The 15,557-nt window shown below is 65.3% G+C and carries 17 protein-coding genes; 8 read left to right on the plus strand and 9 right to left on the minus strand.

Annotated elements, in window-relative coordinates; all coding sequences use genetic code 11:
- Positions 1-25: 25 nt before the first annotated feature.
- The 8 genes from EYQ35_01730 (at position 26) to lpxC (ending at position 8,352) form a co-directional block, all read left to right on the plus strand.
- A complete protein-coding gene (locus EYQ35_01730; GenBank protein ID HIF62861.1) occupies positions 26-832 on the plus strand; it encodes a glycosyltransferase in 807 nt (268 codons plus the stop codon).
- Entirely contained in the window at positions 829-1,899 is a 1,071-nt protein-coding gene (locus EYQ35_01735) for a hypothetical protein (GenBank protein HIF62862.1), read from the plus strand. Before EYQ35_01730 ends, EYQ35_01735 begins: the two co-directional genes overlap by 4 nt.
- Positions 1,900-1,980: 81 nt before the next feature.
- Entirely contained in the window at positions 1,981-2,730 is a 750-nt protein-coding gene (locus tag EYQ35_01740; GenBank protein HIF62863.1) for a YebC/PmpR family DNA-binding transcriptional regulator, read from the plus strand.
- Positions 2,731-2,752: 22 nt separating this feature from the next.
- On the plus strand, positions 2,753-3,298 hold the full coding sequence (ruvC, locus tag EYQ35_01745; GenBank protein ID HIF62864.1) for a crossover junction endodeoxyribonuclease RuvC: 546 nt from the start codon (positions 2,753-2,755) through the stop codon (positions 3,296-3,298).
- A complete protein-coding gene (ruvA, locus tag EYQ35_01750; GenBank protein ID HIF62865.1) occupies positions 3,295-3,864 on the plus strand; it encodes a Holliday junction branch migration protein RuvA in 570 nt (189 codons plus the stop codon). The genes ruvC and ruvA overlap by 4 nt, the downstream gene beginning before the upstream one ends.
- A 62-nt stretch (positions 3,865-3,926) precedes the next feature.
- Complete coding sequence (ruvB, locus tag EYQ35_01755) at positions 3,927-4,904, plus strand: Holliday junction branch migration DNA helicase RuvB (protein ID HIF62866.1); 978 nt, start codon at positions 3,927-3,929, stop codon at positions 4,902-4,904.
- Positions 4,901-7,099, plus strand: a complete 2,199-nt coding sequence (locus EYQ35_01760; GenBank protein HIF62867.1) for a HAMP domain-containing protein — start codon at positions 4,901-4,903, stop codon at positions 7,097-7,099. Before ruvB ends, EYQ35_01760 begins: the two co-directional genes overlap by 4 nt.
- On the plus strand, positions 7,096-8,352 hold the full coding sequence (gene lpxC, locus EYQ35_01765) for a UDP-3-O-[3-hydroxymyristoyl] N-acetylglucosamine deacetylase (GenBank protein ID HIF62868.1): 1,257 nt from the start codon (positions 7,096-7,098) through the stop codon (positions 8,350-8,352). The genes EYQ35_01760 and lpxC overlap by 4 nt, the downstream gene beginning before the upstream one ends.
- 28 nt (positions 8,353-8,380) lie before the next feature.
- On the opposite strand, the gene EYQ35_01770 is transcribed toward lpxC, so the two are convergent.
- The 9 genes from EYQ35_01770 to EYQ35_01810 are packed head-to-tail and all read right to left on the minus strand — an operon-like array spanning position 8,381 to position 15,555.
- Positions 8,381-9,199 carry a hypothetical protein gene (locus tag EYQ35_01770; protein HIF62869.1) on the minus strand — a complete coding sequence of 273 codons (819 nt, stop codon included), beginning with the start codon at positions 9,197-9,199 and terminating at the stop codon, positions 8,381-8,383.
- Positions 9,196-9,753: a hypothetical protein gene (locus EYQ35_01775; protein ID HIF62870.1), complete on the minus strand. Its 558-nt coding sequence runs from the start codon at positions 9,751-9,753 to the stop codon at positions 9,196-9,198. The genes EYQ35_01770 and EYQ35_01775 overlap by 4 nt, the downstream gene beginning before the upstream one ends.
- Complete coding sequence (locus EYQ35_01780) at positions 9,750-11,192, minus strand: hypothetical protein (protein ID HIF62871.1); 1,443 nt, start codon at positions 11,190-11,192, stop codon at positions 9,750-9,752. Before EYQ35_01780 ends, EYQ35_01775 begins: the two co-directional genes overlap by 4 nt.
- Positions 11,193-11,194: 2 nt before the next feature.
- Entirely contained in the window at positions 11,195-12,283 is a 1,089-nt protein-coding gene (locus EYQ35_01785) for a general secretion pathway protein GspK (GenBank protein ID HIF62872.1), read from the minus strand.
- A complete protein-coding gene (locus EYQ35_01790; GenBank protein HIF62873.1) occupies positions 12,280-12,987 on the minus strand; it encodes a prepilin-type N-terminal cleavage/methylation domain-containing protein in 708 nt (235 codons plus the stop codon). Before EYQ35_01790 ends, EYQ35_01785 begins: the two co-directional genes overlap by 4 nt.
- A 3-nt stretch (positions 12,988-12,990) precedes the next feature.
- Positions 12,991-13,392 carry a type II secretion system protein gene (locus EYQ35_01795; protein HIF62874.1) on the minus strand — a complete coding sequence of 134 codons (402 nt, stop codon included), beginning with the start codon at positions 13,390-13,392 and terminating at the stop codon, positions 12,991-12,993.
- On the minus strand, positions 13,389-13,973 hold the full coding sequence (gene gspH / locus EYQ35_01800; GenBank protein ID HIF62875.1) for a type II secretion system protein GspH: 585 nt from the start codon (positions 13,971-13,973) through the stop codon (positions 13,389-13,391). The genes EYQ35_01795 and gspH overlap by 4 nt, the downstream gene beginning before the upstream one ends.
- A complete protein-coding gene (gene gspG, locus EYQ35_01805) occupies positions 13,939-14,343 on the minus strand; it encodes a type II secretion system protein GspG (protein ID HIF62876.1) in 405 nt (134 codons plus the stop codon). The genes gspH and gspG overlap by 35 nt, the downstream gene beginning before the upstream one ends.
- 9 nt (positions 14,344-14,352) lie before the next feature.
- Positions 14,353-15,555 carry a type II secretion system protein GspF gene (locus tag EYQ35_01810; GenBank protein ID HIF62877.1) on the minus strand — a complete coding sequence of 401 codons (1,203 nt, stop codon included), beginning with the start codon at positions 15,553-15,555 and terminating at the stop codon, positions 14,353-14,355.
- Positions 15,556-15,557 lie beyond the last annotated feature (2 nt).

Below are 15,557 nucleotides of genomic sequence, written 5' to 3' on the forward strand. Positions count from 1 at the left end.
GTCGTGGAGCGCACGGTCCCGGAGTATGTGCGGCAGCAGGCTCCGGCGTGCTGTTGCCCAGGTAAGGCGGGCGTGCAAAATTGCTGCCGTGGGTACTGGACAGGGACCGTTGGCGCAGGCGGTGACCGTCTATCTTTTTGCGCGTGAGCCGCGGCCGGGAGAGGTCAAAACCCGGCTGGTACCGCCGCTTGACCACGAGCAGGCCGAGCGTTGTCACAAGGCCTTCGTAGACGACAGTCTCGCCATGCTCGTCGCTGCGCGCGAGGCTGGTCGGGACGATGTTTCCTGGCCGTTTAACGTCATACTGGCAGTGGCCGACCGGGATGATTGCAGTTGGCTGGCGGGCAGGGCCCGCAGACATGGATTCGAGTTAGTGGGGCAGGGCGAGGGCCCGCTCGGTGAGCGCATGCAGCGCGTGCTGGCTCTCTCGGCCGGGGCACCGGCCATCCTGCTGGGCTCTGACAGCCCCGACCTGCCGCTGGCCCTGCTCGAGCGGGCCGTAGGTCATCTGAGCGAGGGCAGTGGCGACCGTGTCGTCATCGGCCCCGCCCGGGACGGCGGCTATTACCTCATCGCCTGCAGGGGCAGCGTGCCCCCGGTGTTCAGGCTATCGGTACCCTGGGGCGGACCCGACGTTTATGAGCAGACCGTGCATCGCCTGCAGGCCGCCGCTATGCATTACAGGGTGTTGCCCCCGTGGTCAGACGTCGATGACTTTGCGGCCCTCGGGGCCCTGGCGCAGCGCCTGGCCCAGGCACCCGCGGGGCACGTTGGGCAGCCTGCCACGCGCAGGCTGCTGGCCGAGCTGGCCGACGAAGGGTTGCCGCTGTGAAGGCGCCGGCAGCCCAGTTGACGGTCTGTCGTTGGGATCTGGACAAGACTTATCTTGAGACCAGCTTCGAGTCTCTGCGCGAGTTGATCAAGGTGCCCTTCGAGAAGGGCAGCGACAAGCGGACCGTGCCGGGCGTGGTGGAACTCATACGCGGCATGCGCCGCTGCTCGATAGCAGCCGGCTACCGCCAGCAGTTGTTCTTCATCTCGGCTTCGCCCCCGCAGATCTCGCGCGCGATTCGAGAAAAATTACGCCTGGACGGAGTCGAGTACGAGGGCATAAGCTTTAAGCACCAGGTTCGTCACCTTGTCAGGGGACGCCTGGACCTGCTGCGCGAGCAGGTGGGTTTCAAGTTGGAGCGACTGCTGGCCGGCGCGCGACGGGTGCAGCCCGGAGCGCGCGAACTGCTGTTCGGCGATGACTGGGAGTCAGATCCCTTTGTTTACTCGCTTTACGCCGACCTGTTGTCGGGAGGCATACTGCCAGACGACTGCGAGCTCCTTCTCAGGCGTTGCCGTGTTCACGCCGACTACCGGCGCTCGGTAATGGAACACCTGCGCCGCCTGGGCCCCGAGCGTCCGAGGGTAGCCGGCGTCTTCATACTAGAACGTCGCCAGCGCCCGGGAATGTCGCTGGACGCCTTCGGGCCGAGAATGAAAAGCTTCGGCAACTACCTGGAGTGCTCCTTGTGGCTGCACGCTATGGGGCTGCTGGATTCTCGGGGTGTTGCGGAAGTGGCCCTGGCCGCCGGGTTGGACGCGGCCAGGGGGACGCAGTCGTTTGAGAGGGTGGTCGCTGCTGCGGCAGGAAACCAGCAGGCGGTGCGTGCACGCCTGGAGCTCGCCAGGCTGGCGTTGATAGAAGCCGGTTTGCTCGATATGGACGGGCCGCGCGCCAGTCTGCCCCAGCGAGCCAGACTGGCGCTGCGGCGGCAACTTGGCTTCGATACGGCAGGTTCGTTGGCCGACAATGGGGCTGGCGAGCCAGCCCTCACGGGCTTCGTCCCCGACTACCACCGCCTTGTCGACAGTTGGTCGGCAAACGCGCGGCAGGAAGGGGACAAGTGAGCCCGGCGGGCCGTGCGTTTACTGTCGGCGGCGGCTGTGGTATCCAGCACGGGCGGGCTTGGGCGGTGCCCGGTAAAATCTATGTCAGGACACTCAAAGTGGAGCTCGATAAAGCACAAGAAGGCGGCCGTCGACGCTAAGCGCGGCAAGCTCTTTACCAAGCTCATCAAGGAAATCACGGTGGCGGCCCGCGCCGGGGGCGGCGATCCGGCCGGTAACCCGCGCCTTCGCACCGCCGTCGCCACGGCCCGTGGGCAGAGCATGCCGCTGGACAACATAGAGAGGGCCATCAAGAAAGGCACCGGCGATCTTGAGGGGGCAGACTACCAGGAAATGTCTTACGAGGGCTATGGTCCCGCGGGCATGGCGGTAATCATCGAGTCTCTCACCGACAACAAAAATCGTACAGCGGCCGACGTCAGGCATATTTTCAGCAAGTTCGGTGGCAGCCTGGGCGAGAACGGCTGCGTGGGCTGGAATTTTGACCGGGTTGGGGAGGTGCGCGTGGCAGCCGAGGGCACGAGCGAGGAACAGGTCTTCGAAACCGCCGTGGAGGCTGGCGCCTCCGACGTCCAGGCCGACGACGACGTGTTCGTGGTTACCCTTGAGGTCAAGGATCTCGACACCGCCCGGCAGTTGCTCGAGGACTCGGGCCTGAAAGTGGAAGGTGCCGAGATAGTGTTACTTCCCAAAGAAACTGTGCGCCTGGAGGGGAAGGAGGCCGAGACGGCGCTCAAGCTGCTCGAGGCCCTCGACGATCACGACGATGTGCAACGGGTGTCCGCCAATTTTGAAATAGACGACTCCGAGGTGGAGCGGCTGTCCGCCTGAGCGGAGCCCTCCCGCTGCAGCAATGCTGGTGCTCGGAATCGATCCCGGCACGATCAAGATGGGCTGGGGTGTCGTAAGCGCCAGTGGCTCGCGCATGACACGCGTGGACTCCGGCACCCTGCTTTTGGGCAGGGGCGACACGGCCGGTCGCCTGGTCACCGTGTGGCGGGAGTTGCAGGAACTCATTCAGACCCATCAACCAGACGTGCTGAGTCTCGAACGCAACTTCGTATCGCGTAACCCGCAGAGCGCGTTTCGTATAGGCGAGGCTCGCGGCGTGGTAATGGCCGCGTCCGCTTATGGTGGCGTTGAGCTCGCTGAGTACAGCCCGGCTGCCGTCAAGAAGGCCGTTGCCGGACACGGGCGGGCTGATAAGCAGGCCATGATAGTGGCGGTGTCGCGCATGCTATCGCTGGTGGACACTCCAGCGGAAGACGAGGCCGACGCCCTGGGACTGGCGGCCTGCCACATCCTGCGTCACGCCTACGATAGCAAGGTAGAAGGTGCCCTGGACGCCGCGCGCGGGGCTCGGCGGGCCCGTGGGCGCGCGGGGGTGGCCAGGCGATGATAGGTTTTTTACGAGGCATACTGCAGTCGTCCGCCCCCGGCCAGGTCTTGATCGACGTAGCCGGCGTGGGTTACCAGGCCCGTGTTTCCTTCAACACCTACAGTCGCCTGCCCGACACCGGCTGCGAGGTTTCTCTGCACGTGCTCACCAGCATGCGTGAGAACGCGCTCGAGTTGTTCGCCTTTCTGGACGAGAGCGAAAAGGAGCTGTTCACCACCCTGAGGTCGGTGTCCGGCATCGGTCCTAGAATGGCGCTGGCCGTGTTGTCGGCCATACAGCCAGCCGAGTTAGCAAGAGCCGTCCTTGAGCAGGACGTAGCCACGCTGGTGGCGGTGCCCGGGGTGGGTCGCAAGACAGCCGAGCGACTCCTGGTGGAGCTCAAGGGCAAGGTCGAACAGCTCTCGGCTGCAGATCACAGCGACGTTGACGCCGACGCGGTGGCTGCGCTTCTGGCGCTGGGTTACCGCAGGCAACAGGCCGGTGACGCCGTGCGCGCCAGCCGTCCCGATGCCGGTGAAGACCTGCAGGGACTGATACGCATGTCGCTCAAGAGGTTGTCGGCGTGAGCGTTGACACCGCTCCCGACGCTGTCGAACAGAGCGCATCGCCGCTCAGGCAGGCCGGAGATGTGACGGGCGAACCTGGGCTGCGGCCGGCCACGTTGGCTGAGTACGTGGGCCAGCAGGTCGTGCGCGAAAACCTCGACGTGGCCATGAAGGCGGCCCTGGGCCGGAACGAACCCCTGGATCATGTGCTGCTTATGGGCCCACCGGGCCTTGGCAAGACCTCGCTCGCCCACATCATCGCCACCGAGATGGGAGGTCATCTGCACGCGAGCAGCGGGCCGGCCATAGAGAAGGCCGGCGATCTTGCGGCCATCCTGACCTCGCTCGAACCAGGCGACGTGCTCTTCATCGACGAGATACACCGCCTGGGCAAGGCTATAGAAGAGATACTCTACCCCGCCATGGAGGACCGACGGCTCGACATTGTGGTAGGCGAGGGACCCTCGGCCCGCAGCATTTCGCTGGACGTGGCACCGTTCACACTGGTGGGCGCCACAACCAGGTCGGGCATGCTCACGGCGCCCTTGAGGTCGCGTTTCGGCTCTTCGTTCAGGCTGGAGTTCTACTCGGCAGAAGAGCTCGAGCGGGTTGCTTCGCGTTCGGCCGGCCTGCTGGGCGTGGAGCTTGAGATCGACGCAGCGCGCGAGTTAGCCCGCAGGTCCAGGGGAACGCCCAGGATAGCCAATAGATTGCTACGGCGCCTGCGCGACTTTGCCCAGGTGCGCGCCCAGGGCAGCGTCACCCTGCAGGTAGCGCTTGACGGCCTGGCCATGCTCAAGGTCGATGAGGCCGGCTTTGACGCCATGGACCGGGAGTTTGTGCTCACCATCATCGACAAATTCGATGGCGGCCCGGTGGGCCTCGACACGCTGGCGGCAGCCATAGGCGAAGACGCTGGGACGCTCGAGGAACTGTACGAGACCTATCTCATCCGCACCGGCTTCGTGCAGCGGACACCGCGCGGCCGTGTGGCCACCGCGCGCGCCTACGAGCACTTCGGTCGTCGCGCGGGCGAGCGTCAGCCGGCGCTGTTCGAATGACCCGCGACGTCAGCACGACGTCGGCAGAGGAACGTCGGCGTCGTTGGCGCGAAGGCGCGATCATAGCCGCGGCCGGCGCCGCGGTCATGTTCTTTGCCTACTGGGAGTTCTCCAATCCCGGGCCCGGCGGCGGCTCGCAGAACGTCGTCTCCTTTCTGCTCATCAACCTCAACATCGTGTTGCTGTTGGTGGTGGCTTTTCTCGTGGTGCGCAACGTGATGAAGTTGGTGCTCGAGCGCCGCCGCGGGGTGCTGGGCAGCCAGCTGCGAAGCCGTATGGTGATGGCCTTCGTGTCGATCGCGCTGTTTCCGGCTGCACTTATGTTGCTGGTGTCCACGGTCTTCTTCACCAATTCCATCGACAACTGGTTCTCCAGTGAGGTTGAGCAGGCCCTGTCGGGTGCTTACAACCTGGCGCGCACCTACTACCGTGACTCGGCCGACACGGCCTCCCGCGGTGCCGAAGAGCTGGCCCTTTCGTTGCGCGACGCAGAGTTGAATCGCCCCGGTGCGCCGGCAAGAGCCGAGGCGGTGTTGCGTGACCGGCGGGGCCACGCGGGCAGTGGCTCGGTCAGGGTGTTTGATTCCAGGGGCCAGGCAGTGATCACCAGCGTGGGCGGCGACGATCCCGTTGAGGTTGGTCCACCCGCGCGGGCGTTGGTCGAACGGGCGCTGGGCGGGCAGGCAGCCGTCGAAATAGAGCACGTGGGAGACGAGGACCTGCTGCGTGGAGTCGCCCCGGTGCTGGGTGCAGACGGTGAGACCGTTGCCGGGGTTGTCGTGGTCGACTACCTGCTGCGCGCCGGCCCGAGGCGCTGGAGCGAAGACATCCTCTCGTCGTTTCGCGACTACCGGCAGCTCAAGCTCAATCGTAAGCCCTTCAAGAGCCTGTATACGCTCACCATGGTGCTGGCCTCCCTGGTGGTGGTGTTCGCGGCCACCTGGCTGGGACTGTACCTCGCGCGTGGCATCACCGAGCCCATAGGGCGCCTCGCCGAAGCGACCCGAGAGGTTGCCGAGGGCAACTGGGAGGCTGAGGTTCCCGAGGCCGGTGGTGATGAGATGGGCACCCTGGTCAGAGGTTTTCGCTCGATGACAGCCCAGCTCAAAGCCGGCCACGACGCGCTCGATGAGCGCGCCCGTTATACCGAGAACATACTGCGGCACGTCGATGCGGGCGTGGTTTCGGTGGACGTTGACGGACTGGTGGCCACGGTCAACCCCGCGGCTGTGTCACTGCTGGGTCTGAGCGATGTAGACCCTTCCGGGCGCGACGTGGTGTCGCTGCTGGGGGAGGCCGGCTATGACAGCGTCATAGCGCTGCTCGATGACGTGCGTTCTGGCACCCTGCCTTCGGGCAGCAGCCGCAACGTTGACCGCGAAGAAGAGGGACGCACCCTGCTCGTCACCGCCACGGAGCTGCGCCGTCGTTCGGGTGAGAAGGCCGGCTCGGTGTTGTTCGTCGAGGACGTGTCGCAGATTGCCGCTGCCGAGCGCATGGAGGCCTGGCGAGAAGTCGCCCGTCGGGTGGCGCACGAGGTCAAGAATCCGCTGACGCCCATAAGCTTGTCGGCCCAGCGTCTCAGCCGCAGGGTGGGGGCGGGGCTGCCGCCCGAAGAGCGGGCCATACTCGAAGAGTGCACCGGCACCATCGTCACCCAGGTGGAACAGCTCAAGGCCATGGTCAACCAGTTCTCGAGCTTTGCCAGGCAGTCGGACAGCGTGAAGTTGCGGCATTCTCTCAACCCGCTGGTCGAAGAGACCATGCCGCTGTACGTTCAGTCGCGCCCCGATCTTGACGTGGAGTTTTATCGCGGTGATGACCTGCCCGCCGTCATGATGGACCGCGAGGCCGTCAAGCGGGCGCTGATTAACCTGCTCGACAACGCTGTATACGCCGCCGACTCGGCCGACGGCGACCGTGACGGGGGCCGCGGCCGGGTGGAGGTGCGCACCAGCTACGATGAGAAGCTGCAGCGGGCAGTTCTCGAGGTGACCGACAACGGCCCGGGGATACCGGCAGAAATGCGAGCGAGGGTGTTTGACCCCTTCTATTCCACCAAGGAAGATGGGTCGGGACTGGGACTGGCGATGGTGGCCTCGGTGGCGGCCGACCACCAGGCCTACCTGGGCGTGGTGGTCAACTCTCCGACGGGCAGTCGTTTTAAAATAGAATTTCCGGTGGACCGTAAATGAACCGTTCCATACTCATAGTTGACGACGACGCCTCGGTGCGCGAGAGCATGGGTGGCGTGCTGCGCGACGAAGGCTACAGCGTTTCGGAGGCCGCCGACGGCCACGCGGCGCTGGAGTCGCTGGCGGCGGAACTGCCCGGCCTGGTGCTGCTCGACGTGTGGATGCCCGGACTGGACGGTATCGACCTTCTCGCGCGCATACGGGAGATTTACGAGGACCTGCCGGTGGTGGTGGTTTCGGGCCACGGCAACGTGGAGACAGCCGTACGCGCTACGCGCCTGGGCGCCAGCGATTTTCTCGAGAAACCCTTTTCCATAGACGGCCTGTTGCGCAGCGTTGGTCGTGCCCTGAGCGAGGACGACGTTATAAGCGTCGAAGAACAGGGGGGCTTTCCGGCAGTCAGACCCACGTCTCCGGGCCAGCCCTTGCTGCGTCAGCGTACCCTGGCGAGCAGCGTGGTAGGCGGAGGCCTGGGGCTGCACAGCGGTGTGCGCACCGGGGTCATCCTGCATCCGCTGGGGCCGGGCAACGGTATCCGTTTTGCGGGGGTGGGGAGCGACTCGCAGGTGCTCGCCCACGTCGACAACGTGGACTCCACGGGCTACGCGACTTCGCTGTACCGCGACGGGGTGGCAGCGCGTACCATTGAGCACTTGATGGCGGCCCTGCACGCCTACGGAGTGACCAACCTGTTGGTCAAGGTCGAAGGCGAGGTACCCATACTCGACGGCTCGGCGGTAGAGTTCTGCGAGCTGCTCGAGTCAGCGGGCTTCGTTGACCAGGATGCCGATATAGCGGCGGTCACGGTCGATAACGAAATCCGCCTTGAGCCGGGCCCCGACCAGTTTATCGTAGTTACCCCGGCCGACAGGCTGGAGGTCACCTATGAGCTGTCTTACCCGGACCCGGTGGGCGACCAGGTTTACACCTTCGTGCTCGACAGTCCGGCCGCGTTCAAAGAGCAGATAGCGCCGGCGAGGACCTTCGGTTTTGTCGAAGAAATACGCCAGTTGGAGGGCGCAGGCCTGGGCCAGGGCGGCCAGCTGAGCAATTTTATACTCATAGGTGAGGGCGGTATCGTCAACACCGAGCTGCGTTTTGTTGATGAATTGGCACGCCACAAGATTCTCGACCTGCTGGGTGACCTTTACCTGTTGGGTGCGCCCTTGCTGGCCCGGGTACACGCTCGCAAGACCGGCCACGGCAACAACGTGGAACTGGTGCGCGCCATAGCGGCCGCCGCTTCCGTTTGAGCTCAGCCGGCCATTACTAAGCCGGCAATTACTTCAGTCCGATGAGCTTCGGCGACGACAAGTTTCCGCTCAGGCGATAGCTGCGCCAGCCTTGGGCCGATTCTGTGGCCCTGGGAAGCATCGCCAGGAGCAGCTTGGCTTTAGGACTGTCCATTGCCTGGCGGGCGCGGAAATCGGTCTTGTTTTTCCAGTTGCCACGACCGTCGTGCCACAGGCGGGCACTGTCCAGTTGCCAGTCGATGCCCTGGGCCGTAGCTCCGGAATCAAAGAATTCAAAATCGCTGTTTTCCAAGCGGCCGTTGAGCCGGGCCGAGTCGTAGCTCCAGGTGCCTATGCCCAGCCCGTCAGTACCGGCCACTGGAAGGTGACCCGACACTGTGCCGCCACTGCTCTCGACGTGAATGCTCCCGTGGCCGGACGTCGCCGACGACAAGCCGCTGCTGAGGTCGATTTCGCCGGCGAGTTTTCCCTGCACCACCAGGTCGGCGCCATCCAGGCAGCGGGAGGGGTCGAGTTCGCCGAAGCCCAGGCGCAGGCGCCGCAGCGGGCCTTCCCTGGACAGGGCCAGGCGCGCACTGCCCCCGCAGGCCGCAACTTCAACGAGCAGACCCCCGCTGCCGGGTCCCAGCCACAGCGAGTCGAGTTGCAGGCGGTAGCCGTTTTTTGAAATCCTGACGTCCCTGGCCCGGTAGCCCGGTGGCCACGCCGGGCGTACGCTTCCCAGCTCGAGCTCAACGCCCGTCCGCCGCAGTGGCTCGTCGAGCAGGCTTTCGAGCAGCAGCCGGTGGGGAAAGCCCACGAAGACAAAGGTGATGAGCAACAGCGCGAACAGCGCCCAGCGTTTCATGGTCTGCCGGTGGCCGCCGCAATCACGGTCATGTCAAAGTTCTGGCGATCGCCGTAACTACGCCGCAGTTCAAGCTTGCGCAGGTACACGGCCGGGGCGGCCAACTCGAGGCGCCCCAGGAGATCGAGCAGAGCGGGAAGTGTTGCGCTTTCGATCTTCAGCTCGACGGTGTTTTCTTCCTGGCCGCTCGCCCCGCGCTGATGGCCCGGGTTTATCGCAGCTACGGATTCGGTGGCGACTGACCCCGAGGCCGCTTCACTGACCAGCGAGAACAGCGAGACACCTTCTTCCAGCGTTGCGCTTGAGGTCTTGCTGCCTTGCCGCCGTAATTGGGCGATTTTCTGTTCCAGCTCGAGCATGGGTCCGAAATCCGCCGTGAGGCGGTCGATCCTGCCTGTCATCTTTTGACGGTGAAGCGATAGCGGCTCCACCACGCCCGTCCACAGCAAGGCCGCGGCCAGCAGTGCCAGCAGGGAGGTGACCAGGCGGCGTTCGCGGTCGTTGAGTCTTGCCAGCAGGGCGCTGGCCGCCGCCATGGGTGTTGACAGTTTCACGCGCCGGGCCCCACGTCGCCGAGGGCCAACGTCAGTTGAAAATTGACGCCCTTGCCGTCAACTGCTGCGTGCACGTCGCGAATTTCTACCGAGGCGAAACTGCCGCTTTCTTCGAGCGTTTGTTGCACCCGGTTTACCGATTCAAACGAGTCCGACACACCCGCCACGCGCAGCGAGCGGCCGTCCTGTTGCCAGCTGTCCAGGGTCACCGGCAGGTCGGCGGGGACGGCGGCCGACAGCACGGCCATCAGCCGCAGGGGCAGGCCGGTGCTCTCGGCGCTTGAAGCGAGACTCGCCTCGCGGCTGAACTGGCTCAGTTTCATTTCCATTTTCAGGCGCAGGCCGCTGCCAACAGCAGGCGCGTTCTTTGAGAGCGTTCCGTCAGAAGCCGTCTCTCCGGAGGACATAGCCCGGGCGTAGATATCGGCCGCCCGCCGTTCGATGCGCTGCAGGCTGGAGTCGAGCCGGTACAGATCCAGCCCTGTAGACAACATGGCCACTGTAGCCGCCGCTATTGCCCAGGGGAGCAACGGGCGCAGCAAGGCGACGGGTCTGAAACCGGCTCGCTCGGTATCGAGGCCGGGCAGAAAATCGAGTACCGGTAGCTGGGGGGTGCCCCCCACGGCGTATATCATACCGAGCAGGGCAGCGTGGCTGCGCCAGTCGCCGGCGGGCCCTTCAGCCAGCTCCAACGGACAGTCGGGCGGCAGCACCTGCAGGTCGCAGCCTCCAAGTGCCTCCTTGAGGCCGCCGAGCAGGTCGTCTTCGCTCGAGGGGTTGAGCGCGACTCCGCCTACGATGACAAGTCTCGAAGCGGGCGACATGCTTCGGTAGGCCCAGGCCACCCTCTCGAGCAGAGCCTCCTGCGGCCGGCAGGCCGTCACGCGAAGGTCGGCCAGTTGCCCCTGCTCATCAAACATTCCGAGCACGGTCTCGTCGTGGCCCACGTCCAGGGCCACGAAGCCCCCTTGCTCGTGGCTGAGCCGATAGATTTCGAGCACACACGTGGCAGTCCAGACCAGGCGGTCAACCTTGCGTCCGGGGGCTGACACGCGCTCTGCCAGGGCCGCGAGCTCGTCGCTGTCGGCCATTGCAGCCAGCACCGGGGGGCGAGCTTCGGAGCCGGCCCAGTCCCAGGCCACGGCGCTTTCTTCGAGCGTCATGGGTACGTGGGCCTCCAGGGTGCTGCCCACTACCTGTTGGACGCTCTGCCGGCTGCGGAATGGAAAATCGAGAAAACGAAAGGCGGCGCGCCTGCCGCCCACGCCGCAGAGCACGCGGTCCCACTTGCCTTCGGGCAGCAGTTCGAGGGGCGACTGGCCGGGCTCGAGTTCGAAGCGGGCGATATCGAGCACCTTCAAGCCCCTGACCGAGCTCTCAGCCGAGGCCCAGCCCAGGTGGTTGGGGCCGCTTATGATGGCCAGGATCCTGTTTCCCATCGCTATAACGTGCCGGCACGACCGCTGTCGGGCAAGTCGAGATCGTCGAGGCCACCCAGGCCGGGGGCGTCCATGCCGCCCAGGTTGGGGCCGTGCCTGCGTAACCAGTAGATTATATGTATACGGCCCTCTTGGCGATTCAGTAGCGCATCAACCGAACGGTAAGTGTCGCCCACTGCGCCGCTGCTGCGCACCCTGAACCAGCCACTTTTGAAGCCCAGCAATGATTTAGCCGCGGCCACGCTGCTTCCGGCGGTGCTGAGTACCTCCTGCCAGCTGCTGATACCTGCGCTTGCGCGGGCCTGCAGAAGGCGGCCGAGCACGAGGTCGTCATCCAGTGACGGGTGCAGGGCGGCCAGCACTTCGGGCGGGGCGGTGTTTACGTTTACCCGCGTCACGGCCAGGGGCAACACCGAGGCAAAGGGCCTGAGCGCTCGCAGGGTGTCGGCGTCCATGCCCTTGAGAAGAGCGAGCTCGGCAAACGACAGCAACGGCCCGTTGCGTGGTAGGTAGGGAGGCTCTGCTGACCGGTACCAGGAGCTCTCGGCGCCGTCGCGGCTTGCCGGCACGCGGTCGTCCTTGTCGATCCAGTCCTGCAGTGGCCCCGAGAAATCGCTCTCCAGGCCCTGGCTATCGAGCAGGCGCTCGAGCGCCACCCGCGGAACGGGCAGGTTAACGCGGTTCAGGTTGAGCCGTCCGCTCTCGTCTTCGACCCGAAGCGCGAGCCGGCCATAGCCGGTTTCCATGGGAGGAATACCGGCCGCCCAGGTCTCTCCCAGCCAGTCGCTGCCACCGTTGCTGCCCGAGGCCTTGTCGACTGCTGCGTCCAGTTGCAAGGCAGCCATGGCGACGTACACCCCCGAATCGGCCAGCAGCTCTGCCTGCCGGGCTTTGACGCCCGCGGCAGCTTTTTTCCACTGCAGCCGCGCGCTGAAGGTAAAGTCGAATACCAGTACGGTGAGCAGGGCGGTTGCGGCGAGCGCCACCACCAGGGCGACACCGCTTTCGCTACGCTTTCGGCCGGTCTGCTCCCCAGCCAGAGGCGAGGGAGCGCCTGGTAGCAGCGACAAGAGCTGGCTTGCCTCTTTCACCGCCGGCTCCCGGGGAGAACCGCCATGGTCAGCTCCATTGGCGGTCCGTCTTTACCGGCAGCGGCCGTCACCGACAGCTCCACCAGCTCAGGGGTTTTCTGGTCTGGATTGCTGCCGGGCCGTTCCTGCCAGGAATCCACCCAGTCTCCTCCGTCAAAGAACCTCAGGTCTACCGCTTGCAGTCCGGTGGCCACCACGCGCCGGTGAGCCTCTTCAAGTGGCGCTACCACCGGCGGGCGGAATTCATAGCGGGCCAGCTCCATAGTGGCTTCGGTTTCGGTCGCGGCCTCACTGTGCTCGAGCATGTAGACCACGCGGGCCTGGTCGCCGCGGTCGCGCAGTTGCAGGCCACTCCAGGCCTGCTCGTCGACCACTGTCACCCCGCGGGCCGAGAGAACGGTGAGCTCCAGCAGCGCAAGGCCGCTGTAAGCAGAGCGTAGCCCCGCCGAGCCTGACGAAGAAAGCACTGTTATATCAGCAGTTTGCAGCCCAGTCGCGTAGTTGTCCTCGAGGTCGCGGGCCATCCAGTCCAAGGCCGAGCGGAGCTGGCCAAGCCGTTGCAGGCGACCAAGGGCGTGGTCCCGGGAGGCGGCGCTGCGGGAGATCGTTCCGTACACCGCCGCTGCAACGATGCCCAGCAGGCTGACAGCCACCATCAGCTCGACCAGGGTGAAACCCGCTCTTGTAGTCCGACGCCCGGGCATGGCTTACTGCTTCACCAGCCAGGTCAGCTCTACCAGCGGGATGTCGGAATCGGGCAGGCCCACTGCAACAGTTACCTGTCTCAGGCCGGGTAGGGGAGTAGGGAGCACATTGCGCGACCAGGTGAAGCGCTCTCTCCAGTTGGCCGCAGGCTGGGCTCCCGTCGCCCCGGCTGCCCAGCGCTCGGTGTCAAAACGCCCTTCCTCCTGCCCGGGTTCGGGGTAGCCGCCGGCCCTGCTCGTGGCCACCAGCGACGCAGCCAGGGCCTCGGCTACGAGCAGGTCCTGGGTGCGTGCAGCCGTGCGCAGGTTGCGCGCGTGCAGGCCCAGCAGGCTCACGGTAGCAATGCCCACCACGGCGATAGCAATGAGCAACTCGAGCAGTGTGAATCCGCGCTGTTTGCTCACCTTCGGGGCGTCCCGGTTACGCTCACCCGGCCGGTGAAGCCGTCGACGAGCAAGGTCACGCGATCGTGCTCCTGGTCGACCAGGGTTATTTCGCCACGCTCGAGTTGGCCCTCGGGCAGAAAGTACAGGGCTCCCTCGCCGCTCGACTGGCTGCCTCCCTGGCCCCCGAGGCTCGCGAACTCAACGCCTTCGGGCAGCTTACCGCCCTTTACGCGCAGGTCGGGGTCGTGGCTGAACTGGCGATCGGGCCGTTCACTGGACCAGGGACGCAGGGATTCTACCCTCCAGGACTCGCGGTCAAGGTCCACCGTGACCCGGTACACGCGCCCGCGCAGCGCGGACTCGTCGTGCAGGTAGCCCAGCACGGCAGCCATGCGTCGGGCCGAACGGTCGAGGCGGTCAGCCGCAGGGTTGGGAAACCTCACCAGCGCAGCGCTCAGTAGAACGCCGAGAATGACAAGTACGATCGCGAGCTCTACCAGGGTGAAACCAGACTGGCCCCTGCGTGGCAGAAGCGCCCGCGTGCCGACTCCCTGGAGCCTGCTATTAGAAATCGCGCGAATCGATGTCGGCATCGACACCGTCGCCGCCCTCTTCGCCGTCGGCGCCCAGGCTCTGCAGCACGTACTCGCGGCCGTCGCTGGCAAACAGGAAGGGCGAGTTCCACGGGTCAAGCGGTACTCTTTCGAGGTAACCGCCGCTGCGGCCCTCCAGCCCGGGCTCAACCAGTACCTCTACGCCGAGCTCAGTGCCCGGGTAAGAACCGGTGTCGAGCCGATAGAGGTCCAGTGCTTCTTCTATGGCCCGCATGTCGGCCATGGCCTTTACAACCCGCGCGTCGTCGGTACGGCCGATGATGCGCGGCGCGGCCAGCGAAATGAGCAGGCCCAGTATCATGACCACGACCAGTATTTCGATGAGGGTGAATCCTTTCTGCCTTTCAGTTACCACGTCTCAATTCTAGCGAACCAGCTGGTTCATCTCAAAGACCGGCAGCATAACGGCGAGCAATACGAACAACACCATGCCCGCCATCACCAGTACCACGGCCGGTTCCATCATGGCTGAGAGAGCCTGTACCGCCGAGTCTACTTCTTCGTCCATAGCTCGGGCGGCCCTTTCGAGCAGGTTCTCCAGCTCGCCACTTCGTTCGCCGGCGGCTGCCATGTCGACCACCAGTGGATGGACAAGAGGACTGTTTTTCAGAGCCGCGGCCAGTGAACCACCGCCCCTGACGGCTACAGCCGTTTCGCCCACCAGATCTGACATAAGCTCGCTTCCCACCGAGCCCCGGGTGATCTCCAGGGCGTCGACCAGGGGCAGCCCGCCCGAGAGCGTGGCCGACAAGGTGTGGCAGAACCTGGCCCCGTAAAGGTTGCGCCTCAGCGTGCCCAGCACCGGCAGGCGCAGGGCAACGCCCTCGAGGCGTCTGCGACCCGAGGGGCTGCGCCAGTACCACCTGAGCAGGCCGAAGGCAGCTATGAGCAGCAGCAGGCCCAGCAGGCCGTAGTCCACCAGCAGGTCGGCCAGCGCCATCAGTGCCCTGGTGGGCAGCGGCAGGGTCTGCTGGCTTTCGACGAACACGCGGGTGATCTGCGGAACGACGTAGGCAAGCAGGAACACGACGATGGCGGTACCTGTCACCGCCATCACCAGCGGGTAGGTCATGGCCGAGCGCAGGCGGGCCTGCCAACGAGCGCTGTCCTCGGCGTAGGAGGCGACGCGGTCGAGCACCTGGTCGAGCGTGCCGCTGGCTTCGCCAGCCCTTATCATGCCGATGTACATTGACGGGAACACCCCGGGTTGTGAGGACATGGCGTCAGCCAGCGAGCTGCCCTCCACCAGTTGCCGGCGCAGCGATTCCCAGGTCCAGCGGTGGGCCGGAAGCGCCTGTCCGCGCAACGAGGTAACCGATTCAACCAACGGTATGCCGGCACGCAACAGGGTGCCCAGCTGCCTCAGGTTGCGGGCCAGCTGCACCGTACCGGGGTTCCGTTGCTTGCCCGCCGCGTTAGAACGGGGTTGGGCTTCGTCCTCGAGGCTGGATACGAACAAGCCCCGGTCGCGCAGTCGCTGCCGGGCCGATCTTGGCCCCTCGGCTTCAACGTGGCCACTCACCGTGCGGCCCGACGCGTCGAGCCCCTTGTAGGCGTAAGAGGGCAAGC

The organism is Candidatus Binatota bacterium, from assembly GCA_012960245.1.
Lineage (GTDB): Bacteria > Desulfobacterota > Binatia > UBA1149 > UBA1149 > UBA1149.